At 61.2% G+C, this 25,939-nt stretch carries 21 protein-coding genes; 7 read left to right on the forward strand and 14 right to left on the reverse strand.

The window, feature by feature from the left end; translation table 11 throughout:
• Positions 1 to 182: 182 nt before the first annotated feature.
• Complete coding sequence (locus AADW18_RS08050) at positions 183 to 644, forward strand: hypothetical protein (protein ID WP_337342854.1); 462 nt, start codon at positions 183 to 185, stop codon at positions 642 to 644.
• A gap of 59 nt (positions 645 to 703) precedes the next feature.
• On the opposite strand, the gene AADW18_RS08055 is transcribed toward AADW18_RS08050, so the two are convergent.
• The 10 genes from AADW18_RS08055 to AADW18_RS08100 all read right to left on the reverse strand — a co-directional run bounded on the left by AADW18_RS08055 (position 704) and on the right by AADW18_RS08100 (position 12,651).
• Positions 704 to 1,588 carry a pirin family protein gene (locus AADW18_RS08055; RefSeq protein WP_337342855.1) on the reverse strand — a complete coding sequence of 295 codons (885 nt, stop codon included), beginning with the start codon at positions 1,586 to 1,588 and terminating at the stop codon, positions 704 to 706.
• 293 nt (positions 1,589 to 1,881) lie between these two features.
• Positions 1,882 to 3,243, reverse strand: a complete 1,362-nt coding sequence (locus AADW18_RS08060; RefSeq protein ID WP_337342856.1) for an NAD-dependent succinate-semialdehyde dehydrogenase — start codon at positions 3,241 to 3,243, stop codon at positions 1,882 to 1,884.
• A gap of 156 nt (positions 3,244 to 3,399) precedes the next feature.
• Positions 3,400 to 4,242, reverse strand: coding sequence for an ABC transporter permease subunit (locus tag AADW18_RS08065; protein ID WP_337342857.1), 843 nt, complete (start codon positions 4,240 to 4,242; stop codon positions 3,400 to 3,402).
• Positions 4,239 to 5,177, reverse strand: a complete 939-nt coding sequence (locus AADW18_RS08070) for an ABC transporter permease subunit (RefSeq protein WP_337342858.1) — start codon at positions 5,175 to 5,177, stop codon at positions 4,239 to 4,241. Before AADW18_RS08070 ends, AADW18_RS08065 begins: the two co-directional genes overlap by 4 nt.
• Positions 5,174 to 6,304 carry a polyamine ABC transporter ATP-binding protein gene (gene potA / locus AADW18_RS08075; RefSeq protein ID WP_337342859.1) on the reverse strand — a complete coding sequence of 377 codons (1,131 nt, stop codon included), beginning with the start codon at positions 6,302 to 6,304 and terminating at the stop codon, positions 5,174 to 5,176. Before potA ends, AADW18_RS08070 begins: the two co-directional genes overlap by 4 nt.
• A gap of 150 nt (positions 6,305 to 6,454) precedes the next feature.
• A complete protein-coding gene (locus tag AADW18_RS08080) occupies positions 6,455 to 7,588 on the reverse strand; it encodes a polyamine ABC transporter substrate-binding protein (RefSeq protein WP_337342860.1) in 1,134 nt (377 codons plus the stop codon).
• A 178-nt stretch (positions 7,589 to 7,766) separates the two neighbouring features.
• The gene (locus AADW18_RS08085) at positions 7,767 to 8,882 is read right to left on the reverse strand and encodes a polyamine ABC transporter substrate-binding protein (protein WP_337342861.1); all 1,116 of its coding nucleotides are present in this window, start codon (positions 8,880 to 8,882) and stop codon (positions 7,767 to 7,769) included.
• A gap of 82 nt (positions 8,883 to 8,964) precedes the next feature.
• Positions 8,965 to 10,326 (reverse strand): aspartate aminotransferase family protein, encoded by a 1,362-nt coding sequence (locus tag AADW18_RS08090; protein WP_337342862.1) that lies wholly within the window; start codon positions 10,324 to 10,326, stop codon positions 8,965 to 8,967.
• 169 nt (positions 10,327 to 10,495) lie between these two features.
• Positions 10,496 to 11,887 carry a glutamine synthetase family protein gene (locus AADW18_RS08095; protein ID WP_337342863.1) on the reverse strand — a complete coding sequence of 464 codons (1,392 nt, stop codon included), beginning with the start codon at positions 11,885 to 11,887 and terminating at the stop codon, positions 10,496 to 10,498.
• Positions 11,884 to 12,651 (reverse strand): gamma-glutamyl-gamma-aminobutyrate hydrolase family protein, encoded by a 768-nt coding sequence (locus AADW18_RS08100; RefSeq protein WP_337342864.1) that lies wholly within the window; start codon positions 12,649 to 12,651, stop codon positions 11,884 to 11,886. The genes AADW18_RS08095 and AADW18_RS08100 overlap by 4 nt, the downstream gene beginning before the upstream one ends.
• A 209-nt stretch (positions 12,652 to 12,860) precedes the next feature.
• Between AADW18_RS08100 and AADW18_RS08105 the strand changes: the two genes are divergently transcribed.
• Positions 12,861 to 14,258, forward strand: a complete 1,398-nt coding sequence (locus tag AADW18_RS08105; protein ID WP_337342865.1) for a glutamine synthetase family protein — start codon at positions 12,861 to 12,863, stop codon at positions 14,256 to 14,258.
• 169 nt (positions 14,259 to 14,427) lie between these two features.
• Entirely contained in the window at positions 14,428 to 15,714 is a 1,287-nt protein-coding gene (locus AADW18_RS08110; RefSeq protein ID WP_337342866.1) for an FAD-binding oxidoreductase, read from the forward strand.
• Between the two features lie 133 nt (positions 15,715 to 15,847).
• Here the strand turns inward: AADW18_RS08110 and AADW18_RS08115 are convergent, their stop codons facing one another.
• From AADW18_RS08115 to AADW18_RS08125, 3 genes are all read right to left on the reverse strand, one after another.
• The gene (locus AADW18_RS08115) at positions 15,848 to 17,146 is read right to left on the reverse strand and encodes an MFS transporter (RefSeq protein WP_337342867.1); all 1,299 of its coding nucleotides are present in this window, start codon (positions 17,144 to 17,146) and stop codon (positions 15,848 to 15,850) included.
• Positions 17,147 to 17,307: 161 nt separating this feature from the next.
• Positions 17,308 to 18,810: an aldehyde dehydrogenase gene (locus AADW18_RS08120; protein ID WP_337342868.1), complete on the reverse strand. Its 1,503-nt coding sequence runs from the start codon at positions 18,808 to 18,810 to the stop codon at positions 17,308 to 17,310.
• A gap of 261 nt (positions 18,811 to 19,071) precedes the next feature.
• Entirely contained in the window at positions 19,072 to 19,620 is a 549-nt protein-coding gene (locus AADW18_RS08125; RefSeq protein WP_337342869.1) for a cupin domain-containing protein, read from the reverse strand.
• Positions 19,621 to 19,884: 264 nt separating this feature from the next.
• Between AADW18_RS08125 and AADW18_RS08130 the strand changes: the two genes are divergently transcribed.
• The 4 genes from AADW18_RS08130 (at position 19,885) to AADW18_RS08145 (ending at position 25,080) form a co-directional block, all read left to right on the forward strand.
• A complete protein-coding gene (locus tag AADW18_RS08130; protein WP_337342870.1) occupies positions 19,885 to 21,261 on the forward strand; it encodes an aspartate aminotransferase family protein in 1,377 nt (458 codons plus the stop codon).
• A 62-nt stretch (positions 21,262 to 21,323) separates the two neighbouring features.
• Positions 21,324 to 22,439, forward strand: coding sequence for an alanine dehydrogenase (gene ald / locus AADW18_RS08135; protein WP_337342871.1), 1,116 nt, complete (start codon positions 21,324 to 21,326; stop codon positions 22,437 to 22,439).
• A 108-nt stretch (positions 22,440 to 22,547) separates the two neighbouring features.
• The gene (locus AADW18_RS08140) at positions 22,548 to 24,083 is read left to right on the forward strand and encodes a CoA-acylating methylmalonate-semialdehyde dehydrogenase (RefSeq protein WP_337342872.1); all 1,536 of its coding nucleotides are present in this window, start codon (positions 22,548 to 22,550) and stop codon (positions 24,081 to 24,083) included.
• Positions 24,084 to 24,333: 250 nt separating this feature from the next.
• Positions 24,334 to 25,080 carry a DNA-formamidopyrimidine glycosylase family protein gene (locus AADW18_RS08145; protein ID WP_337343296.1) on the forward strand — a complete coding sequence of 249 codons (747 nt, stop codon included), beginning with the start codon at positions 24,334 to 24,336 and terminating at the stop codon, positions 25,078 to 25,080.
• Positions 25,081 to 25,278: 198 nt separating this feature from the next.
• Here AADW18_RS08145 and AADW18_RS08150 read toward each other — a convergent pair whose 3' ends face one another.
• Positions 25,279 to 25,911 (reverse strand): hypothetical protein, encoded by a 633-nt coding sequence (locus tag AADW18_RS08150; protein ID WP_337342873.1) that lies wholly within the window; start codon positions 25,909 to 25,911, stop codon positions 25,279 to 25,281.
• Positions 25,912 to 25,939: the final 28 nt, after the last annotated feature.

Genomic DNA, 25,939 nt, shown 5'->3' on the forward strand with positions numbered 1-25,939 from the left:
TTTAGCCCATCGCTTGGGCTATGGTCGATGCACCTGCCAGCGGGGAAGCCGGCAGGCGGACGCCGTGGGAACCATGGGGATGTACGAACGAGGTCTGGCCAGCATGACGGCCTGCCACGGCGATCCTGATCAACGCCAGAACATTTGCCGCGCATTGCGACACCGCTCAAGGGGACGCCCGCATGAAGACCGCTCTTGTCCTAAGTTTGTTGTTATTGCCTGCCACCGCGCTGGCGCAACAATCGTTTCAATGCCCCGCCCTACCCGCCAACTCCGATCTGCAATGGGAGCAGCGGATAGATCGCGAATTCATCGCCTGCAAGGCGGTGACGCAGGACGGACGCCAGGTGTTGAACGTGATGCTGACCTCAAAGGATCCCGATATCAGCCTCAGTCGTCCGCTACGCGCCGAAGAAGGGATGTTTTCCGGCAAGGAACTCCACTGGTATCGTCCCGATCTCGCAGGCCGCAGCTTTCCCGACGCGGAGTCGCGCCGTATCACCGTGATCAAGCTAGGCAAGAATCACTACGCTCAGGTCTGGATCAATGCCGGGTCCACGGAAGAATTAGGTTCGCTGCAATCGCTGGCACGGCAATTGGATGTCAACGAGACCAGCGCGATTTTGCTTTCTGCCGGGCGTTGACCCCGCACAGTTCGCTTCTGCAGGAGCGGCGGGACGCCGCTCCTGCATATCTCGTATATCTAGAAACGGCCTTCCTGGAAATCGACGAAGGCCTGCATCAGTTCTTCCCGTGTATTCATCACGAAAGGACCGTGGCGCATCACCGGCTCGCGCAAGGGCCGTCCGGCGACCAGGATCAATCGCGCAGGTTGGCTGCCAGCCCTTAGTTGCAGCTCGTTCCCACCGCCCAATACCGCTAGCTCGTGTGTTTCCAGCGACCGGGCGTCATCACCTTCGCCCACGGTTATCGCGCCTTCGAACGCGTAGGCGAAGATGTTGTGGCCTTCGGGCAACAGGTAGCGCCAGTCATGCCCTGCTTCCAATGCAATGTCCAGATATAGCGGATCAGTGGCCGGCTGCACGATGGGGCCCACCACTTCGCCTACCGCACCAGCGATCACCTTCACGCTGACGCCCTTGGCAGGTGTCGCGGAAGGAATGCGATCCGGCGCGAACTCCTGATATCTGGGATCGGTCATCTTCTCGCGCGCGGGTAGATTCACCCACAGTTGAAAACCGCGCATGCGCCCGGATTCTTGCTCGGGCATTTCCGAATGCACCAAGCCACGGCCGGCCGTCATCCACTGCACCGAACCCGGCGTCAGCAGACCTTCGTTGCCATGGTTGTCGCGATGGCGCATGCGGCCATCCAACATGTACGTGACGGTTTCGAAGCCACGATGCGGGTGATCGGGAAAGCCCGCGAGATAGTCTTCGGCGCGATCGGTACCAAACTCATCCAGCAGCAGGAACGGATCCAGATCCGGGAGGTCAGGGCCGCCGATCACCCGCGTCAGTTTGACGCCGGCACCATCGGAAGCGGCGCGGCCGCGCACTTTGCGCAGGATGCGGGCAGGGCTGGTTTGGGTAGCACTGGTAGTGCTGGCTTGAACAGGGGTGTTCATGGCGACTCCTTTGGGACCACGACAAGATGGCACCACCTTGGCCGCTACGGAATGATGGCCACTGTAACCATCTGTTCCAATCGTGGACCAAGGCCCAAAGCGGCCCTTGTAGGAGCGGCGTCTCGCCGCGAGCGCGCCTCGACGGCAGCACGGTGCTGCGAAGAAAAAACGCGCCGCAGCGCGTCCAGATGGCGAGCAGACAGTTTCCATCGTTCTTTGTGTCCACGGCAATCTGACAGGAAGAGCTCGCGGCGGGACGCCGCTCCTACATTCATGTCCTTCGAATTGACGCATCACGCCACATAGACCGACTTGATATTCATGAACTCGTGAATGCCGTGCTCGGCCAGTTCGCGGCCAAAACCTGATCGCTTGGTGCCGCCGAACGGCAGCCGCACATCGCTGCGCACGATGGCGTTGACGAAGGCCGCGCCTACTTGCAGCTGGCGCGCAACTCTGTCGCCACGCGCGGCGTCGCCCGTCCATACACTGCCGCCCAAACCGAATGTCGTGTCATTGGCGACGCGTATCGCTTCCGCCTCGTCGCGCACACGCAGGATGCTGGCAACGGGCCCGAACAGTTCTTCCTCGTAGGCCGGCATGCCTGGCCGAACCTCGTCGAGAATCGACGCCGGGTAGCCGGCGTACGATCCATCAAGCTGACAACCCAACAAAGGTTTTGCACCCTTGGCGATGCTGGCTTGCACCTGCTTGTGCAGATCGTCGCGAAGGTCCTGCCGCGCCAACGGCGCCAGCGTGGTGGAATCCTGCTGCGGATCCCCCAAGGTGAGCTTGGACGATGCGTCAACGAATCGCTTCACGAATTCTTCCGCAATGACATCGACCACGATGAAGCGCTTGGCGGCGATGCAGGTCTGTCCTGCATTGGCGAAGCGCGATGCCACCGCCCCGGCCACGGTCTTTTCCAGATCGGCATCGTCCAGCACTACGAAAGCGTCGCTGCCGCCCAATTCCATCACGCATTTCTTCAACTGCTGGCCCGCGTTGGACGCCACCGAACGCCCGGCGCGTTCGCTGCCGGTCAACGTCACCGCGACGATGCGCGAGTCGCGAATCACCTCCGCGGCCTGATCGTTATCGATGTGCAGTACGCCGAATACGCCATGCGGAATACCTGCGGCGTTCAAAGCTTTGGAAATGAGATCGGCGCAACCAGGCACATTGCTGGCATGTTTAAGCACGGCGACATTGCCTGCCATCAGCGCCGGTGCCAGGAAACGAAACACCTGCCAAATAGGGAAATTCCACGGCATCACCGCCAGCACGCAGCCCAGCGGTTCATAGCGGACGTAGCTCTTGCTGCCATCGGTCGTGACGGGCTGGTCGCGCAGATAGTCGACGGCATGATCGGCGTAGTAATCGCAGGCGCCGGCGCACTTTTCCACTTCGCCCAGCGCCTCCTTGCGCAGCTTGCCCATCTCCGCGGTCATGGTGCGCTGGAAGTCGTCCTTACGCCGCCGCAGTTCCGCACCAACGCGCCGCAGCAACTCGCCGCGCTCATTAAGCGGCCGGGATGACCATGCAGGGAAAGCTTTCTGGGCCGCGGCCAATACGGCTTCCACGGTTGCCGCGCTCATCAACTCCTGGCGGTGCTCGATCTTGCCGTTAGCGGGATTGATGATGTCTACGGCCATGGGAATCTCCTGGATGGATCACATCAATTTTGCGTCCGGAGGCGTTACGCGGTTGAAAAACCTTGTAGGAGCGGCGTCCCGCCGCGAGCTCTTCAGAGAATTGCCGATAAAAAAGCAAAGAGCTCGCGACGGGACGCCGCTCCTGCAGGGTGAAAGTCACCCATTCTCCTGCAACGCCATCTGCATATCGCGTTGACGCCGCTTCTCTTCGCGGTACATCAGCCACCATGCCAGGAACGCGGCGATCGACACGGCCACGATCATCAGCGTGGCGAGTGCGTTGATCTTCGGACTTAATCCCAGCCGCACCGACGAGAACACTTTCATCGGCAGCGTGGTGGAACTGGGGCCGGCCACAAAGCTGGCGATCACCACATCGTCCAGCGACAACGTGAACGCCAGCAGCCAGCCCGACACCAGCGCGGGCGCGATGATCGGCAGCGTGATCAGGAAGAACACCTTGATCCGGTTGGCACCCAGATCCATGGCGGCTTCTTCTAGCGATCTGTCCAGTTCAGCTAGTCGCGACGATACGACCACGGTGACGAAGGCCAGCGTGAACGTCACATGGGCTATCCAGATTGCGATGATGCCTTTGGGCGTCAGATTGAACATTTCGCCCAGCGACACGAACATCAGCAGCAACGACAAACCGATGATCACTTCCGGCATCACAAGCGGTGCGGTAATCAACGCGCCGAAAAGTGTCTTGCCTGCAAATCTGCGCATGCGCGTCATCGCCAGCGCCGCCATCGTGCCCAACACGACCGCGGCGGTAGCGGTCCAGAACGCCACCTTGATGCTGATCCAGGCCGCATCGAGCATCTGCTTGTCACGAAACAATGCGCCGTACCACTTGAAGGAAAAGCCGGACCACACCGTCGCCAGGCGCGACTCGTTGAATGAGTACGCCATCAGGATGAAGACCGGCACATACAGGAAGGCGAAGCCCAGACCCAGGATCAGCCAGCTCGGCCAGCGGCGGACGAAGCTGCTCATATCAGTTTCCCCTCCATCTCGCGCTGTTGCACACGGTTGAAGATCAGGATGGGAATCAGCAGCAGGATCAGCATCACGATGGCAACCGCCGATGCCGCCGGCCAGTCGCGGTTGTTGAAGAATTCACCCCACAGCACGCGGCCAATCATCAACGTGTCCGGTCCGCCCAGCAGCTCGGGAATCACGAACTCGCCCACCGCGGGAATCATCACCAGCATGCAGCCCGCGATGATGCCGGCACGCGATAGTGGCAAGGTGATGGTGAAAAATGCCTTCCAGGGCTTTGCGCCCAGATCGTAGGCTGCTTCCAGCAATCGCTGATCGTGCTTGACCAGATTGGTGTACAGCGGCAGCACCATGAATGGCAGATAGCAGTACACGATGCCGACATAGGCGGCCAACGGCGTGTACAAGATTTGCCGACCCTCGATGAGACCCAGTCCAACCAGCAGGTCGATGATCCCCAACTCTTCCAGCAGCCTGCCGATCGGTCCGCTGCTCTTGAGGATGCCGATCCATGCGTACACCCGAATCAGGAACGACGTCCACGACGGCAGTACCACCAGCATCATGGCGACGTTCCGTGAGGCCGGCGGCAGCCTGGCGATGACATAGGCGATCGGATAGCCCACCAGCAGCGCCAGGAAAGTCGATATGGCGGCGATCTTGACCGAGCTCAAATAGGCCCGCACGTATTGCGAATCGGTGAACAGCGCCACGTAGTTGCTCAGATTGAGCTTCATGGTCACCGCGTTGTTCACGTACTCCATGATCGGCGTATACGGCGGCATCTGGATCGCCAGCCTGGCGAACGATATCTTCAGCACGATCAGGAACGGGATGGCGAAGAACAGCAGCAACCACACATAAGGAATCCCGATCACGCCCCAGCGCGGGTGCGGCGAGAGTTTCTTGAGGAAGCCGGGGGCCTTCATGACGTCAGTACCACGCCGTCGTTATCACCCCACCACACCCACACCTCGTCGTTCCAGGTCATGCCTTCACTGGCCCAGCGCTGCACATTGGCGAAGTTGGCCATCATCTTGTAGCCGCCCGGCAACCGTACGTGATAGACCGAATGGCTGCCAAAGTAAGCGATGTCCTCGATGATGCCCCTGGCTTTGTTGTGCGGCTGCTCCGGCTCCTGCTTGCCGATGCCCAGCTTTTCGGGGCGCACCGCAAAGGAAACCTGCTGGCCTTCGAAACCGGAGATGCCGTGGCCGATATAAATCGCGACTGGCAACTGCGGGCAACGAATGGTCACGTAGTCGGATTCATCCTCCTCGATCACGCCCTCCATCAGGTTGACCGAACCAACGAATTCGGCGGCGAAGCGGCTGGTGGGCTGCTCGTAGATTTCATCCGGCGTACCGACCTGGCGAATGCGGCCTGCATCCATCAGAGCAATGCGGGTCGCCATGGTCATCGCCTCTTCCTGGTCGTGGGTGACCATCACGCAGGTCACCCCGGATTTCTCGATGATATTGACCAGTTCCAGCTGCATCTGCGAACGCAGTTTCTTATCCAGTGCGCCCATCGGTTCGTCCAGCAGCAACAGCTTCGGCCCTTTCGCCAGCGACCGCGCCAGCGCCACGCGCTGCTGCTGGCCGCCAGATAGCTGGTGCGGTTTGCGCTTGGCCAGCCGATTGAGTTGCACCAGCGCCAACATTTCTTCAACGCGCTTCTTGATGGCATCCTTGGACAAGCCGTCCTGCTTCAATCCGAACGCGATGTTCTGCTCCACCGTCATGTGCGGAAACAACGCATACGACTGGAACATCATGTTGATGGGACGCTCGTATGGCGGCAGATCATTCATGACCTGGCCATCGAGGTAGATCTTGCCGGCGCTGGGCTTTTCGAAACCGCCCAGGCAGCGCAGCAGCGTCGATTTTCCGCAACCAGACCCACCCAGCAACGCGAAGACCTCGCCTTTGCGGATCGTCAGGTTGGTGTCGTCGACGGCAACAAAACCATCGAACTCCTTGCGCACATCGACAATGCGCAGATAGGCCTCGGCATTTTCTTTGGTGCCGCTTTTGGTGCCGTGGTCTTCCGCCATGCGATTCCCCATACGGTAAAGCCGCCCGCGCTTCGGGCTGTGATGAGTGAAGTCGGCGGCTGCTCCGCCTGCAAAGGGAATGAGGTGCCGCTTTTACTTAACCCTTTACAGCGCCGAAGGCGCGACTTCACCCTTTACCCTCTCCTCACCTCACTGCCCCGTCTTCAACTCCGTCCAGATACGCGTGTACTGCCGGTCCACTTCAGGCGGGATGATGGCAAACGTGAAGAGCTTCGCGGCGACTTCCGGTGGCGGATAGATCGTCGGGTCCTCCGTGATGGACTTGTCCATCAGCGGCTTCGACTTCGGGATGGCGTTCGGATAGCTGATGAAGTTGGAGTTATTGGCCATCACCTGCGGATCCAGCAGGTAGTTGATGAAGGCGTAGGCGCTGTCGATGTTTTCTGCGCTCTTGGGAATAGCCAGCATGTCGAACCACTGTGGAGCGCCTTCCTTGGGAATGGCGTAGGCGATCTTTACTCCGTTGCCCGCTTCTTCCGCACGATCGCGTGCCTGGATGATGTCGCCCGACCAGCCCACCACCAAACAGGTATCGCCATTGGCCAGCGCATCGATGTACTGCGAGGAGTGGAAGTTGGTGATGTAAGGGCGGATGGTCTTCAGCAACGCCGCGGCCTTGTCGATCACCGCCGGGTCGGTGCTATTGGGGTCCTCGCCCAGATAGTTCAGCGTGATGGGGATGATTTCCGACGGCGTGTCCAGCAAGGTGACGCCGCACTCCTTCAGCTTGGAGATATTCTCTGGCTTGAACACGATGTCCAGGCTGCTGGCGATATCGGTATTGCCGAAAGCCGCCTTCACCTTGTCCACGTTGTAGCCGATGCCGGTGGTGCCCCACATGTAGGGAATCGCGTACTGATTGCCCGGATCCTGCGACTCGATCCGTTTCATGATTTCCGGGTCGAGGTTGGCGTAGTTCGGGATCTTGGCTTTGTCCAGCGGCATGAAAACGCCGGCCTGGATCTGCCGGCCCAGGAAGTTCAACGTGGGAACGACGATGTCGTAGCCGCTGGAACCGGCGAGCAGCTTGGTTTCCAGTACCTCGTTGCTGTCGAAGACATCGTAGGTGACCTTGATACCCGACGACTTTTCGAAGTTGGGAATCGTGTCCTCGGCGATGTAGTCGGACCAGTTGTAGACATTGACTTCCTTGCCTTCTCCTTCCTTCTCGCTATTGGCAGCGGTGCCGTCTGCAGGCTTGTCGCCGCAGGCGGCCAGGATAGTGCCGAGGAGGATAGCGGTCGCTAGGGCTCGCAATTTCATCAATCTCTCTCCAGATATGACGGGCATGACAGGGTGATGGGCTGGTGGGTGCTTCGATTGGACTTTCCCACTTCAGAATCTTCTATTTCAAAACTTCGGCTTGAACAAATTTTTGTTTCAGAATCTTCGCCCTGCCTGGCTGGGCCGGCTCCGCGCCGACCCACACGTCCCTTTATGTTTACTGCCCCGTCTTGAGTTCCGTCCATATCCGGGTGTACTGACGATCCACTTCCGGCGGCAACACCGCGAAGGTGAACAGCTTGGCGTCCACGTCAGCCGGTGGATAGATCGTGGGATCCTCGACGATCGACTTATCGATCATCGGCTTTGAAGCGGGCACGGCGTTCGGATAGGTCACGAAGTTGGTGTTCGCCGCCGCGACTTTCGGATCCAACATGTAGTTGATGAACGCGTAGGCGTTGTCCACATGCTTGGCATCCTTGGGAATCGCCATCATGTCGAACCACTGCGGCGCACCCTCTTTCGGAATGGAATACGCGATATTGACTCCGTTGCCTGCCTCTTCGGCGCGGTCGCGGGCCTGGATCACGTCGCCCGACCAACCCACCACCAGGCAGACATCGCCATTGGCCAGATCGTTGATGTAGGACGAAGAGTGGAAGTTGCGTATGTATGGCCGGATGCCTTTCAGTAAGGCAGCCGCCTTGTCGATGGTGGCCGGATCGAAGCTATGCGGATCCTCGCCCAGGTAGTTCAGCGCAATGGGGATCAGCTCGGACGGCGTATCCAGCAGTGTGACGCCGCAGTCCTTCAGCTTCGACAGGTTCTCCGGCTTGAACACCAAGTCCCAGCTGTTGGCGACTTCAGTATTGCCGAAGGCGGCTTTCACTTTATCCACGTTATAGCCAATGCCGCTGGTGCCCCAGAGATATGGCACGGCGTACTGGTTGCCCGGATCCTGCACTGCGATGCGCTTGAGCAATTCCGGATCGAGATTCTTCAGGTTGGGAATCTTGGTTTTATCCAGCGGCAGGAACACGCCCGCCTGGATCTGCCTGCCCAGGAAACTGAGCGATGGCACCACCACGTCGTAGCCGCTGGAGCCGGCCAATAGTTTGGTTTCGACCATCTCGTCACTGTCGAATACGTCATAGACGACCTTGACGCCGGTCGCCTTCTCGAAATTGGGTAGCGTGTCCTCGGCGATATAGTCGGACCAGTTGTAGACGTTGACGACCTTGGCTTCCTCGGCCTTCTTCGCGGTTTCATCTTTATCGCCGCAGGCGGCCAGTACGAAGGTAGCCATCAATGCGGCCAACACTCGGAGCTTCATGGGGTTTCTCCAGAAACCGAAAAAGGGGGAGAAAACATAATACGCCCGGCTATCACGCTGGGAAGACAGGCCGTTGTCCCGGTCACCGGCCTAGCGCCTCCGCGGTAGCATCCAACGCCTTCCAGGCTTTCTCGAATAGCTCATCGATCTGTTCGCGATTGATGATCAAGGGCGGCGACAGCAGCATGGCATCCCAGGTAGCGCGCAGGATCAGTCCATGCCGCAGGGCGATGTCCCGGCACAGCACGCCCACTGAGCCCCGGTCCGGGAAGTAAGCCCGCTTGCGTTTGTCCGGCACCAGTTCCAGTGCGCCCATCATGCCGGCGATACGTGCCTGCCCTACCAGCCGGTGTTCGCCCAGCTCGGCCCAGCGCTGGCCCAGATAAGGACCGGTATCCAGCTTGCAGGTTTCGACGATCTTTTCATCCTGCAGAATGCGAATGTTCTCCAGCGCCACCGCTGCGCAGACCGGATGACCGGAATAGGTACATCCATGCGCGAGTTCCCCGCCCTGCTCTTTCAATACGCCGGCCACGCGATCGTTGAACATCGCCGCGCCCAAGGGGATATAGCCGGAAGTGATGCCCTTGGCGATCGGCATGACGTCGGGCTGGAAACCAAAATATTGGGAACCGAACCATTCGCCGGTGCGGCCAAAACCGCAGATTACCTCGTCGGCCACCAACAACACGTCGTACTTACGACAGATGCGCTCGATTTCCGGCCAATAAGTCCGCGGCGGAATGTACACCCCGATGGCGCCCATGATGGGTTCGCCGATAAAGGCGGCCACACGATCCGGCCCAAGCTCCAATATCTTGTCTTCCAATCGCTTGGCTGCGAGCAGACCGTAGTCGTCTTCGGACAGCTCGCCGCCATCGGCAAACCAGAATGGCGGATCGATATGGTGGATGTCGGGAATCGGCAGCCCGCCCTGCTTGTGCATGCCTTTCATGCCGCCCAGGCTGGCGCCGGCCATGGTGGTACCGTGATAGCCGTCGTGGCGTCCGATGAAGATGTTCTTCCGCGGCTGGTCCTGCACCGCCCAGAAATGACGCACCAGCCGCAGGATGGTGTCGTTGGCTTCGGAACCGGAGTTGGTGAAGAACGCGTGGTTGAGATCGCCCGGCGCCAGTTCGGCCAGCTTGGCGGCCAGTTGGATCGTCGGCTCCGTGGTGCACTGAAAGAAGCTGTTGTAGTACGCCAGCTGCGTCATCTGCTTCGACGCGGCCTCGCCCAGTTCCCTGCGGCCGTAGCCGACATTGACGCACCACAAACCGGCGAACGCATCGAGCAATTGGTTGCCTTCCGCATCCCACACATAGCAGCCTTCGCCACGGGTAAGAATGCGCGTGCCCTTCTTCGCCAGTGCCGCGTTGTCGTTGAACGGATGCAGGTGATGGGCGGCGTCGAGCTGTTGCAGGGTGTGGGTTTCGAGATTCATGGCAGCTCCAGGATCAGCTTTCCCTTCTCCCGCCGGGAGAAGGTGGCGCGAAGCGCCGGATGAGGGAATGGACCATCCGCTCGCGGCCAACTTTCGCTGGTGCCGGATAGCGCACTCCCTCATCCGCCCCTGCGGGGCACCTTCTCCCGGAGGGAGAAGGAAAAAAGCATCAAACATTCAACAACAAAAACTCCCGCTCCCACGAACTGATCACGCGGAAGAAGGTTTCGTATTCCTTGCGCTTCACCGAGATATACGCGCGGACGAAGCGTTTACCCAACATGTCTTGCAGCGGCTTGCAGGTTTCCAGATTATCCAGCGCCTCGCCCAGCGAACGCGGCAGTTCGAACCCGACGTCCTGCGCGCTGCTGGAAAGCGGTTCGGTGGGTTTGAGCTGTTCGCGGATGCCCAACAGTCCGCACGCCAGCGTCGCGGCCATGGCCAGGTAAGGATTGGCATCGGACCCAGCGAAGCGACTCTCCACGCGCGTGTTCTCGGGCGTGTCCATCGGCACGCGCAAGCCGCAGGTGCGGTTGTCGAAACCCCACTGCACATTGATCGGGGCCACTTGCCCCAGCGCCAGCCGACGATAGGAGTTGACGTTGGGGCCGAAGAACGCCATGGCCATCGGCACGTACTTCTGCAAGCCGGCCAGATAATGCCCGAACAGTTTGCTGGTCTTGCCATCGGTCTTGCCGGCGAACACGTTGCGGCCGGTCTTCGGGTCCACCAGGCTCTGATGGATGTGCATGGCGCTGCCGGGTTCGTTCTCCATCGGCTTGGCCAGGAAAGTGGCATAGATGCCATGCCGCATCGCCGCCTCGCGCATGGTGCGCTTGAACAGGAATACCTGGTCCGCACGCGACAACGCGTCGTCGTGAGTGAAGTTGACTTCCAATTGCGCGGCACCGGATTCGTGGATCAGCGTATCCACATCCAGTTCCATCGCTTCGCAATAGTCGTACATCAGGTCCAGGATGGGGTCGAACTCGTTGACCGCATCGATGGAATACGACTGCCGCGCGGTTTCCGGACGGCCGGAACGGCCCGCCGGCGGCAGCAACGGGAAGTCGGGGTCGGTGTTCTTCTGCACCAGGAAGAACTCCAGCTCCGGCGCCACCACCGGCCGCAGCTTGGCGTCGTCGTATTCGGCCAGCACGCGACGCAGTACGTTGCGTGGGGCCAGGTCGTGCGGCTTGCCCTCCTTGGTGTAGCAGTCATGGATGATTTGCGCGGTGGGATCGGCTGCCCACGGCACCATCCGTATGGTGTCCGGATCTGGCCGCAGCAGCATGTCCGAATCCGACGGCGAAGTCAGTTCGTAGTAATCGTCGGGATATTCCCCCGTCACCGTGGTGGCGAAGATGCCTTCCGGCAACCGCGTGCCGTAATCGTGCGAAAACTTGTCGGCGGGAATGATCTTGCCGCGCGCGTTGCCGGTGATGTCCGGCACCAGGCACTCCACTTCGGTGATGCTGCGATCCTTCAACCAGCGCCTGAGCGAGCTTTCCTGCTGTTCGGGTGCGGCGGTTTTCTTGCTGCGGGTCGGGCGTGGGCTCATGAGTCGTTCCGCTGCGTTCGCTGGGCGGCGCGCGCGCGACAGGCGGCACCAAAGGCTTGAAAAAGAGAGAGATAGAACGGGTTTTCACGCACCCGCCATTCCGGGTGCCATTGCACGCCCATCAGGAAGCCTGCGCCTTCGTGGCGGAAGGCTTCGATCAAACCGTCCGGCGCCACCGCTTCCACCGCCAGGCCTGCGCCCAAGCGCGAGATGCCCTGCCCATGCAGCGAGTTGACGTGCGCGCTTTCGGCACCGGCGATATCGGCCAGCATGCCGCCCGGCGTCAACGCGACCGCATGCGCCGGGCCATATTGCTTTTCCAGCGGATCGTCGGGGTTCTCGCGATGATCCATGAAGCCGGGCTGCTCGTGAACCTTCTGGTACAGGCCGCCGCCAAAAGCGACGTTGACCTCCTGGAAACCACGGCAGATCGCCAACAGCGGCACGCCCATCGCCATCGCCAGTGGAATCAACGCCAGGTTGGTGGCGTCGCGTTTGGGGTCCAGCAGGTTGCCTTCGTAACTGGACTCGTCGCTGTAATGGTGCGGCTCGATATTGCTGACCGACCCGGTCAACAAAATGCCATCGACGCTTTCAAGGAACTGCCGCAACGGCAAAGCCGGCTCCAAGGTGGGCAGCAGCACCGGCACGGCGTCCGCCCCATCGACCACCGCGCGCGCATACTTCTCACCCACCGCGAGGAAGGGGTGCGCACCGATTTGCTTATGGTCGGTAGGCAGACCGACCAGCGGCAGGCTGGCCATGCGGATAGCTCGAAGTGGCGTGCCCGCAACTTAACTCGGGCGTTTTATTTTTACAACACCGGAGCTCTAATTTGCCTTCCAAGCGCCCAACTGGTGCAGTGCGGCACCATTATTGGTCGTTTCAGAGCCAATCGATCCCGGCACGCGTTGAGGATTCTTGACACCCGCCACTGTCTGCTAAGCTGCCGCGAACCGCCGGTGAAGCCGCCATGACCCGCAATCCACACGCCGAAAAAGTACCCGCGCACGCCACGATGTCCGCCGAAGATGCCGCCGCCTTGCAGCGCGTGGAAGGCTGCGAACTGGTGGATCTGCTGCTGCCGGACATGAACGGCCTATTGCGTGGCAAGCGCATTACCCGCGGCGCATTGGAAAAGGTCTACGCCGACGGCGTGTGCCTGCCGATGTCGCTGATCGCCACCGATATCACCGGCAATACCGTGGAAGAAACCGGGCTGGGCTACGACATCGGCGATGAAGACCGCATCTGCCGTCCCGTGCCTGGCTCGCTGAGACCGGTGCCATGGTCACCGCGCCCCATGGCGCAGTTACTGTTGTCGATGGAGGACGCGAGCGGCGGGATGTTCGAAGCCAATCCGCGCGAAGTCCTGAAGCGCGTACTGGCGCGCTTCGCACAGCGCGGGCTGAAGCCCGTAGTTGCGGTGGAGTTGGAGTTCTACCTGTTCGACCAACGCCTGGACAGCCACGGACGGCCACGTACACCGGTCAATCCCATGACGGGCCAACGCAATGAAAGTACGCAGGTCTACTACATGGAGGACCTCAACGACTATCGCGGCTTCACCGACGCGGTCGCTGCCACCTGCGACGTGCAGGGCATTCCTGCGGACACCGCCGTGGCGGAATACGCGCCCGGACAGTTCGAAATCAACCTCAAGCATCGCGACGACGCAGTGCTGGCCTGCGACGACGCGGTCTATCTCAAACGCGCCATCAAGGCGGTAGCGCAGCAACAGGGCATGCAGGCCAGCTTCATGGCCAAGCCGTTCGCGGAACAGGCGGGCAACGGCATGCACATCCATGTCAGCGTACTGGACGAATCCGGCCGCAATATCTTCGCCTCCACGCCGGACGCGCCCGCCGAGACGTTGAAGCACGCCATCGGTGGCTTGCAACGCAGTGCTCGCGACTGCCTGCTGCTGTTCGCGCCGCACGCCAACAGCTATCGGCGCTTCGTGCTCAATGCCTTCGTGCCGCTCAATGATTGCTGGGGTTTCAACAACCGCACCGTCGCCATGCGCATCCCGCACAGCAACGAAGCGAACACGCGCATCGAGCACCGCGTCGCCGGCGCAGACGCCAACATCTACTTGGTCACTGCCGCGGTGTTGGCTGGCGTACTGCACGGGCTGGAGAACCGTTTCGATCCCGGCCCGCCGATTACCGGCAATGCCTATGAGCAGACGGAAGTTCGCACACCTTTCTGGCGCGACGCGATTTCCGATTTCATGGGCAGCGAGTTCATTCGCGAACAGTTCGGCAACGCCTTCCGCCATATCTATGGGCAACAGAAGCGCAAGGAGATGCAGAGCTTCTATACCCAGGTGACCGACCTGGAATACGCGTGGTATCTGCGGGCGGTGTGATGTGTGCCCGTCTGCCACTTTCCTACGTCATTCCAGCGAACGCTGAACCCATTTTGATCTTGATGCACTCACTGAGGCCCGCCGAGAAAAGTCAAAATGGATGACCAGCCTCCGGCTGTTGAGAAGCGACTCCAACTTGCGCTGGAATGACGACGTTCGGATATCTGCGATGCCGCTAACGAACCCTCCGTATCCTCCCTCCTGGTACGCCGCCAGCGCCACACCGCTGCCGGAACAACCCGCGTTGCAGGGCCACGTCGACGCCGATGTCTGCATCCTCGGCGCCGGTTACACCGGCCTGTCGGCCGCGCTGGAGTTGGCGGAAGCGGGCTACCGAGTCGTGGTGCTGGAAGCCGAGCGAATCGGCTGGGGTGCATCCGGCCGCAACGGTGGACAAGCCATCGTCGGCTTCGGTTGCGAACAGGACAAACTGGAAACACTCGTTGGCGCGGACGATGCACGCAAGCTTTTCGACCTCTCGCGCGAAGGCATGGCATGGATGCATGGACGTATCGCCAAGCACGCCATCGCCTGCGACTGGCGTGACGGTCATGCAAGCGTGCCGATCAAGCCACGCCAGGAGCGGCAACTGCGCGCTTGGCAAACGCACATGGCGGAACGCTACGACTACTCCATGGAGTGGTGGGACCGGGATCAGTTGCGTGCGCAGCTCGCCAGCGATCGCTACCTGGGCGCGGTCTATGATCCGCACAGCGGCCACCTGCACCCGATGGAATACGCATTCGGACTGGCACGAGCGGCGATGGCCGCCGGCGTGCGCATCTTCGAACGCTCGCGAGTGACGCAACTGGTTCGCGATAAATCACCCATCATGAAGACCGCACAAGGCGAAGTGCATTGCGCTCACGCCATCCTGGCTGGCAACGCGTGGCTGCGCGGCATCACGCCTGAATTGGAATCACGCATCATGCCGGTGGGCACATACATCGGCGCCACGGTGCCGTTGGGGGAACAGCGCGCGCACGAACTGATTCGCAACGGCATGGCGGTAGCCGATGTGAACTGGGCGCTGGATTACTTCCGTCTCAGCCGCGATCACCGCCTGTTATTCGGCGGACGCGCCAGCTATTCCACCCTGCCTCCGCCCAACCTGCGTGGCACCATGGCCCGGCGCATGCGCCGCGTGTTCCCACAACTGCACGACGTGGATATCGAATATGCCTGGGGCGGCTACGTGGATATTTCCCTCAACCGCGCACCGCATTGGGGCCGGCTGACACCGAACATCTACTTCGCCCAAGGTTTCAGCGGCCATGGCGTGGCGGCAACCGGCTTGGCGGGCAAGCTGATCGCCGAAGCGGTACGCGGCCAGGCCGAACGCTTTGACCTGTTCTCGCGTATCCCACATCTTCCCTTCCCGGGAGGACGCGCCTTCCGTACACCGATACTGGTGGCTGCGATGGCCTGGTATAAGTTGCGCGATGCGTTGTGGTGAAGCAATCATGGGATGGCGCCGGGTCAACGTAGAGCGGAGCTTGCTCCGCTGTCTTTCGCTTGGCTCAACAAGAAGCGGCTAGTCACTGAAAAGCGGCTATTCTCTATCGCCTGCCGTTGCGACGGCCTCATTGCTACTTACTCGTTGCTATCGCGGGGCGCGGCATCATCCACAACGCCACCAACGTCAGCGCGGCCGCTCCGCACAGGTAATACCCCACGTATGCCAGCCCGTAATCCTTGGCCAGATAGGTGGCGATATACGGCGCCAGCGAAGCGCCGAAGATGCCGGCCAGGTTGAACGACAGCGATGCGCCTGTGTAGCGCACTTCAGTGGGAAACATCTCTGCCAGGATGGTGCCGCAGGGCCCATAGGTCAGTCCCATCACGCCCAGTCCCAGCGACAGGAACAGCAGGACGCCCCAGGCATTCCCTGCTGTGAACAGCGGCGCGAAGAACAAACCGAACAGGAAAATGGCCACGCTGGCCAACATCATCGCCAAGCGCCTTCCGCGTCGATCCGCGAACATCGCCGATACCGGAATACCAGCGGCGAAGAACAGCACGCCCACCATCTGCAGCAGCAGGAACTGTTCGCGCGAATAGCCCAGCGCCGAGGTTCCCCAGCTCAACGCGAATACCGTCATCAGATAGAACAGCACAAAGGTCGCCATGGCCGCGAAGGTGCCGGCGAACAGCGCACGCGGGTGCTTCGACAGCACGGTCAGCATCGGCAGCCGCACCCGCTCGCCCTTGTCGATGGCCTTCTGGAAATCCGGCGTTTCGGCAATGCGCAACCGCACCCACAAACCCACAAGCACTAACACCGCACTGGCCAGGAACGGAATGCGCCAGCCCCAGGCCAGGAACTGCGCGTCGGTCATCAACTCGGTAAGCAACAGGAAAATGCCGGTGGAACAGAGGAAGCCGATAGGCGCGCCCAACTGCGGAAACATCCCGTACCAGGCGCGCTTGCCGGGGGGTGCGTTCTCGGTCGCCAGCAGCACTGCCCCGCCCCATTCGCCGCCCAATCCCAGTCCCTGGCCGAAGCGGCACACCGCCAACAGCAGGGGCGCGGCCACACCAATGCTGGCGTAAGTCGGCAGCAAGCCGATGACCACCGTCGACAAACCCATGGTCAGCAGCGCCGCCACCAGCGTCGCCTTGCGGCCGATGCGGTCACCGAAGTGGCCGAACACTGCGGACCCGACCGGTCGGGCGAAAAAAGCCAGCGCGAACGTCGCCAGCGACTGCAGCGTGGCCGAAGCCGGATCGCTGGCCGGAAAGAACAACTTGGGAAAAACCAACACCGCCGCCGTGGCGTAGATGTAGAAATCAAAGAACTCGATGGTGGTGCCGATCAGACTGGCGAACAACACACGACGGGGGGAATTGCCTTGCGCGGCGGAAGCGGAGACGACGGAAGCGGTCATGGGGAGCTTTCGGTGGGCGACGTCCGATTCTGTCAGATCGCGGCGGCATCGCAAGCCATGCAGCTCTTTCCTTGTGGAAATCTTTCCTTGTGGGAGCGATGTAAGTCGCGACCGGAAACATCAACGTCGCGACTTACATCGCTCCCACAAGGACACCCGTACTAGTCCGCTAAGTTTATCCAGGTCGCCTTGACCTCGGTGTACTTCTCGAAGGCATGCAGCGATTTATCGCGGCCGTTGCCAGATTGCTTGTAACCACCGAACGGCGCTGTCATGTCGCCGCCATCCCAGTAGTTGACCCACACGCTGCCAGCGCGAAGTTTCCGTGCAACGCGGTGGGCGCGGCTGATGTCTTTCGTCCACACGCCCGCCGCCAATCCATATTCGCTGTCGTTGGCAATACGCAAAGCTTGCTGCTCATCGTCGAAGGCGATCACCGACAGCACCGGGCCGAAGATTTCCTCCCGCGCGATCGTGTGCGAGTGCGACACGTCGTCGAACACCGTGGGCTCGATATAGCAGCCGCCAGCGACCACTTCGGCACGCTTGCCGCCGAGTACCAGTCGCGCGCCTTCGGCGACGCCTTTTTCGATGTAGCCCAGCACACGCCCGGTTTGCGATTCGTCGACCATCGCGCCCATCGGCGCGCCCGGCTGCAACGGGTGGCGCGGCTGCATCTTGCGGCCGGCTTCGACCACGCGCGCGACGAATTCGTCCTTGATGGAACGTTCCACCAACAATCGCGATGCCGCCGTACAGACCTCGCCCTGGTTGTAGAAAATGCCGCTGGCGGCTGCCTCGGCCGCCTTATCAAGATTGGGCGCATCGGCGAATACGATATTCGGGCTCTTGCCGCCGCATTCCATGTACGCGCGTTTCATGTTGGACAGGCCCGCGCATTGCAGCAGCCGCTTGCCTATCGCGGTGGAGCCGGTGAACACCAGCCCATCCACATCCATGTGCAGTGCCAGCGGCTCGCCCGCTTCCTTGCCGAAACCCGGTACCACGTTGAACACACCGGCGGGCAGCCCAGCCTCCATCGCGATCTCCGCCAGCCGGATCGCCGACAACGGCGATTTCTCCGAAGGCTTCAGCACCACCGAATTGCCCATCGCCAACGCTGGTGCCAACTTCCAGGTCGCCATCAGCAATGGGAAATTCCACGGCACGATGGCACCGATCACACCCAACGGCTCGCGCGTGACCAGACCAAGTTCATCCGGCCCGGTCGCCGCCACTTCGCCATAGATCTTGTCCAGCGCCTCGCCCGTCCACGCCATGCAGCGAATGGTGGCGGCAACATCGACCTGCCGCGCATCGGTCACCGGCTTGCCCATGTCCAGCGATTCCAGCAACGCGAGTTCGTCCGCATGTTTTTCGATCAGCTGCGCGAACTTCAGCAGCACCTTCTTGCGGTACGTCGGCTTGGCCTCGGCCCAGGCGCCGGACGTGAAGCTGCGGCGCGCGGCGGCGACGGCGCGATTGATGTCCTCTTCGGCACACTCGGCTATCTGGCCCAGCACACGGCCGTCGATGGGACTGACGCAGTCGAAAGTCTTGCCGCTAGCGGCGTCGACGTAGCGGCCGTCGATGAAGGCTTGTGTGCGGAGGGATAGGCTTTCCGCAAGGGCCTGCCAGTTTTCACGGGTGCGTGGTGCGTTCATTCGGTGCTCCGATTTGGCTTTTCCTTCTCCCCCCGGGAGAAGGTGCCCGAAGGGCCTGCCCCGTACTTGATACGGGGGCGGATGAGGGAGTGGACTTTCAGGTTGCTGATCGATTCAGACCTGCATTTTCCTCCGTTGTTCGGTGTGTCAAGGCATCTCACTGCACGCCCCGGCCCTACGAAGCACGCAGGGCGTTCAGACGTACGCGAGCCGGTGGCTCGCAAGCCGTACGCCTTCACCCCGGAGGGAGAAGGAAAACAATCAAAACGTCGCCGGCGTATTGGCACTGAAGATCACTGCGTCTTCGTCACCCACATTGCGAAAACGATGCGGGATGCGGCTTTCGAAATAGTAGCCTTCGCCAGCGCGCAAAATGCGCACCTGGTCGCCGACGGTGACCTCGACTTCGCCTTGCACGACCACGCCGCCTTCTTCGCCATCGTGTTCCAGCATCGAGTCGCCAGTATCGGTGCCCGGCGGCATCACCTCGCGCAGGATGCACATCTGCCGTTGCGGACGGTGCTGGCCCACCAGATAGTAATGAATGCCGTTGCTGCCCACGTCCGGCAATTCGCCGGCGCCATAGAACGGGGTGTCCCGCGCCTCGGCATCCAAATCCAGAGTGAAGAAGTCGGCCAATGAGATGGGAATGCCGTCCAGCACCTTCTTCAAGGAACTGACTGAAGGACTGACCTTGTTCTGTTCGATCAGGGAGATGGTGCTGTTGGTGACGCCCACGCGTTTGGCCAGCTCGCGCTGGCTGAGATCTTTCGATTTGCGGACCCATTGCAGGCGTGCGCCGATGTCCATTCCCGCTCTTGTATCTGGCTGCCGGTGTTGCGGGATACTTTACACCGTGAGGCGACGCGGTCAATTTTCTTTCCGGCGGCCGCTTGCATCCCATTTCAGGTTGTCCACGCCGGCAGCCTGGATAACCCTGATTGGCAACAACGCCAAAGAGATGACAGGGGTCTCACGGCCACCGTGTCATCTTTCATCGGCAACAGCGGTTGTAAAGTTTTTTCAACGCGATAAGCTGCGCAAATCTCCCCGCCCGCCCCTCGGAGCCGCCTCATGAGCGCTGACGACACCTCCACCACCCGTGCCCTGGCCGAGTTCTATGGCCACCAAGCCGTGCAGGCGCCGGAATCGATGGATGCCTTCTGGATGCCGTTCACCGCCAATCGCCAGTTCAAGGCGACGCCGCGCCTGTTGGCCAGCGCTTCGGGCATGCACTACACCACGGTGGATGGTCGCCAGATCCTGGATGCCACCGCGGGGCTGTGGTGCTGCAATGCCGGCCACGCGCGCCCGCGCATCGTCGAGGCGGTGAAGAAGCAGATCGAGACGCTGGACTTCGCGCCCAACTTCCAGATGAGCTCGCCGCTGCCGTTTGTGTTGGCCGAACGCCTGGCGGCGCTGACTCCGGGCGATCTCAATCATGTTTTCTATACCAACTCCGGTTCCGAAGCGGTCGACAGCGCACTGAAGATTGCGCTGGCCTATCACCGCACACGCGGCGAAGGCCAGCGCACGCGTCTGATCGGCCGGGAAAAGGGTTATCACGGTGTCGGCTTCGGCGGAATATCGGTGGGCGGGCTGCCGAACAATCGCAAATGGTTCGGTTCGCTGCTGCCGGGCACCGACCATATGCGGCACACGCTGGACATATCCCGCAATGCATTTTCCAAAGGCTTGCCGCAGTACGGGGCCGAACTGGCGGAAGATCTGGAACGCCTGGTGGCGTTGCACGACGCATCCACGATTGCAGCGGTCATCGTCGAGCCCATCTCCGGCTCGGCCGGCGTGATTCTCCCGCCGGAAGGCTACCTGCAACGCCTCCGCGAAATCTGCGACAGGCACGGCATCCTGTTGATCTTCGATGAGGTCATCACCGGCTTCGGCCGCATCGGCCATGCCTTCGGTTCGCAACGATTCAATGTAACTCCGGACATGATCACCGCGGCAAAGGGAATCGCCAATGGATGCGTGCCGATGGGCGCGGTGTTCGTATCCGACCGCATCCACGAGGCCTTTACCCATGGCGCGGAAAACGTCATCGACCTCTTCCACGGCTACACCTATTCGGGCCACCCACTGGCCTGCGCCGCGGCCCTGGCGACACTGGATACCTACGAAGAAGAGAACCTGTTCGACAAGGCCATCGAGCTGGGCGAATACTGGCAGGAAGGCATCCACTCGCTGAGAGGCCTGCCCAATGTCATCGACATTCGCAACTACGGATTGGTCGGCGCTATCGAGCTATCGCCGCGACCCGGCGCACCCGGCACCCGCGCCTACGACGCATTTACCCACGCGTTCCACAAAGGCGGCCTGCTGACCCGAGTATCCGGCGACGTGATGGCGCTGTCGCCACCCTTGATCGTGGAGAAATCCCACATCGACCGCATCTTCGAAATTCTGGCGGACACTTTGCGCGCCACCCCGTAAAATTGCCGCACACGGCCAAAGCGCTCCCCACGCGCAAGCCTCATCTGCTACTGGAGAGAAAAATGCTGATCGGCGTTCCCAAGGAAATCAAAAACCACGAGTACCGCATTGGCCTGACCCCGGCCGGCGCGCGTGAACTGGTGCTACAAGGCCACCAGGTCATGGTGCAGCGCGACGGCGGCAAGGCCATCGGCCTGACCGATGACCAATACATCAAGGCCGGTGCGGAAATCGTGGAAGGCGCGGAGGAAATCTTCCAGCGCGCCGAGATGATCATCAAGGTCAAGGAACCGCAACCGGTGGAATGCGCCATGCTGCGCCCCGGCCAGATCCTCTACACCTACCTGCACCTGGCGCCGGATCCGGAGCAGACCAAGGCGCTGGTGAAATCGGGCGCCACCTGCATCGCGTACGAAACCGTCACCGACCGCAAAGGCGGCCTGCCGCTGCTGGCGCCGATGAGCGAAGTGGCAGGACGCATGTCGATCCAGGCCGGCGCGCATGCGCTGGAGAAAGCGCAGGGCGGTTCCGGCATCCTGCTGGGCGGCGTGCCGGGCGTGAAGCCAGCGGAAGTGCTGGTGATCGGTGGCGGCGTGGTCGGCATCAATGCGGCGCGCATGGCCATGGGAATGAACGCGCACGTCACCATCCTCGACCGTTCGCTGGATCGGTTGAAGTATCTGGACGAGGTCTATGGCGATCGCCTGACCACCATTTACTCCACTCGCGATGCCATTGAAGAACGCCTGGCCTATACCGATCTGGTGATCGGCGCGGTGCTGATTCCCGGCGCCGCCGCGCCCAAGTTGATCTCGCGCGAGCAACTCTCGCTATTGCACCCGGGTTCGGTGCTGGTGGACGTGGCCATCGACCAGGGCGGCTGCTTCGAGACCAGCAAGGCCACCACCCATCAGAACCCGACCTACGAAGTGGACGGCATCATTCACTACTGCGTCGCCAACATGCCTGGCGGCGTCGCGCGCACTTCCACGTTCGCGCTGACCAATGCCACCCTGCCCTACGCCATGCAACTGGCCAACAAGGGCGCCAAGCAGGCGCTGCTGGACGATGAGCATCTGCTCAACGGCTTGAACGTGCACGCGGGCAAGATCACCTACAAGGCCGTCGCCGACGATCTGGGCTACGTGTATGTGCCGGCGGCGAAGGCGCTGGCGTAAGTCACACACCCAACCTTGCAGGAGCGACGTAAGTCGCGATGAAGCGTTACCGGTAAAGCTTCATCGCGACTTACGTCGCTCCTGCAAGGCCCCATACCGGAGACATCCATGACCCACCCGCTGCATCATTACCTCAACGGCATGCGGGTAGAAAGCAGCAGCGGCCGCTTCGGCGATGTCTTCGATCCCGCCACCGGCACCGTCACCTCGCGCGTGCCGCTGGCTTCTACGAATGAAGTCCGCAATGCGGTAGACGTTGCGTCCGCCGCTTTTCCCGCCTGGTCCGAAACCACGCCGCTCAACCGCGCACGCGTGATGTTCCGTTTCAAGGAACTGCTGGAACGCCACGCCAGCGAGCTGGCGCGTGTCATCACTTCCGAACACGGCAAGGTGCTGTCGGATGCTCGCGGAGAAGTCACCCGCGGATTGGAAGTGGTGGAGTTCGCCTGCGGCATTCCGCATCTTCTTAAAGGCGAGCATTCGATGAATGTCGGCCGCGATGTCGATTCATGGAGCGAACACGCACCGCTCGGTGTCACTGCCGGCATCACGCCCTTCAATTTCCCCGCCATGGTGCCGCTGTGGATGTTCCCGGTGTCGCTGGCGTGCGGTAACACCTTCATATTGAAGCCGTCCGAGCGCGATCCATCGGCATCGTTGTTCATGGCCGATCTGCTGAAGCAGGCTGGTTTACCGGACGGCGTATTCAACGTGGTACACGGCGACAAGGAAGCAGTGGATGCGTTGCTGGACGAACCGCGCGTGCAGGCAGTCAGCTTCGTAGGTTCCACTCCCATCGCCGAATACATCTATGGACGCGGCAGCGCCAACGGTAAACGCGTGCAAGCACTGGGCGGGGCGAAAAACCACATGGTGGTCATGCCTGATGCGGACATCGATGGTGCCGCATCCGCGTTGCTGGGTGCCGGCTATGGCTCAGCGGGTGAGCGCTGCATGGCGATTTCGGTCGCGGTGTGCGTGGGCGATGCCACCGCCGATGCGTTGGTGGCGACATTGGCGCCCAAGGTCGCCTCCTTGAAGATCGGCCCAGGTTGCGACGATCCGGAAATGGGGCCGCTGGTTACGGGCGCGCACCGCGACAAGGTGCGCGGCTATGTCGATCTTGGCGTGGCGGAAGGCGCAGAACTGGTGGTGGATGGACGTGGATTCTGTTTGGATTCAGAGCAAGAGCTCGCGGCGGGACGCCGCTCCTACATGGCGGGAAACCATTCCGGTTTTTTCATGGGTGGTTGTCTTTTCGACCGCGTCACGCCGGACATGCGCATCTATCGCGAAGAGATTTTCGGGCCGGTGCTGTGCGTGGTGCGCGTGCCGGATTTCGAAACCGCATTGAAGCTGGTCAACGAACACGAATACGGCAATGGCACTGCCGTGTTCACCCGCGATGGCGGCGCGGCGCGAGAATTCGCGCATCGTGTGCAAGCCGGCATGGTGGGGATCAATGTACCCATCCCTGTTCCGATGGCTTTCCACAGTTTCGGTGGATGGAAACGTTCTTTGTTCGGGCCGCTGCATGTGCATGGGCCCGATGGCGTGCGGTTCTATACGCGATTGAAGACCGTTACCGCACGCTGGCCGGAAGGCGCTCGGCATGCGGAGTTCGTGATGCCGACGATGAAGTAGGTATCTTTTGTGGGAGCGACGTGAGTCGCGACGGCGAATCCGAGCGATGGAAAGCCTGCTTGTTCGCCATCCGGACGCGCTGCGGCGCGTTCTTTATCCTGCACACTGAATAGTTATCGGGGCGCGGTCGCGACTTACGTCGCTCCCACAAAAATCCATCCGCGCCCACGGGCCAACCTTCACGCCCGTTTCGCCCATCATTCGGCAGGCTCCGGACAGCGACGGATCGCGTCGCATGCCAGCAATCGACATGCCGGAAGGTCCGTCCATCGTTATCTTGAGGGAAGAAGCCGCCCGCTTCGAGCGTCAGATCGTTCGCCGTGTCACCGGCAACAGTACGCTGGACCTGAGTCGCATGGAAGGCTGCCGTGTGGAATCGCTACGAAGCTGGGGCAAGCACTTCCTCATCGAGTTCGTCGACTTTTCGATGCGCGTCCATCTGATGCTGTTCGGCAGCTACCGTATCGACGATCCCAAACCGGTTCCCGCGCGAATGAGCTTGGGCTTCGATAACGGCGACCTGCATTTCTACAACTGTTCGCTGCGCTACATCGAAGTGCCGCTGGATCAGGCCTACGACTGGAGCGCGGACGTCATGTCCGACCATTGGGATCCGAAGGCCGCCCGCGCCAAACTCAAGGCCAAGTCTGCGATGCTCGCCTGCGATGCACTGCTGGATCAGTCGATCTTTTCCGGATCGGGGAACATCATCAAGAACGAAGTCCTGTTCCGCATCCGCGTGCATCCTTGCAGCAGGATCGGCGCCCTGCCTGCCCGCAAGCTCACCCAACTGATAACAGAAGTGCGGAACTACAGCTTCGAATTCCTGGAATGGAAGAAAGCCTTCGTCCTGCGCAAACACTGGCTGGTGCACACCAAGACCGAATGCCCGCGTGGACACGGACGACTGACGAAAGCGCACCTTGGCACCACTCACCGGCGTAGTTTCTTTTGCGAGACTTGCCAGGTGTTGTATGGAGCCGGGAATCGAGAATAGGGAGACGGGAGTCGGAGCCGAGTGCCAGTAGCTCGCGGGAAGCAAAAGCAGTTTCGTATCGAACGACTGCTCGTAACAATTCCACCGTCATCCCGGCGCAGGCCGGAGCCCAGTGACTTTCGCCATCCGGAATGCATGACACCGGATACCAGCCTGCACCGGGAGGACGAAATTTATCGCGGCCTGCCACAGGACTATCTAGCGAAATGCTATCAACAGAACCCCGGTGACAGCCAATGCCGCGGCCCATACCTGACGCGGCGCAGCGCCGCTCAGCAAACGAGGTTGCATCGCGACACCGCGGCAAACACCAGTGGCGATGACGCCAGTTGTCACCAGCATCGCAACCGTGTGAACGCCGACAGCCGCCAGCGCCAAAACCAACGACCCGGACGCGGTGATCTCGCGTGCGGGGCCATCCGCAAGACATAGCGGCACCAATGCTGGCACCAGCATCATTCCCGCCCCGTGCGCTGTCGCCATCAGGAACGACCAAAGTGCGATGCCGGTGTGGCCCGCCTGCGTGCTGATATGCAGGCTTCCACGGGCGCCGCGTAACAAACGGTATGACGCCGCACCTATGAGCAACATACCGGCCAGCGCTTGTATCAACGCGCGTTCCACCAACCACATCCCGAACGCGACGGCGCACGCCACCACAGCAACCGACGCGGCATGCCCAACGGCGATCGGCAGCAATGCTCGCCGCGCCTGCGCTGTATCGCGCGCACGCACACCGCACGCCGCGGCGAACATCCAGCCATTGGCCGGACTCAACCCATGCAGGGCGCCGAGTCCGGCGATGGCGAGCCATGGCCACAGGGCGGACATGTCGCATGCATCCAGGCGAAATGGAACA

The sequence above is a fragment of the Pseudoxanthomonas sp. CCNWLY206-1 genome (assembly GCF_039710385.1).
Taxonomy (GTDB): domain Bacteria; phylum Pseudomonadota; class Gammaproteobacteria; order Xanthomonadales; family Xanthomonadaceae; genus Pseudoxanthomonas_A.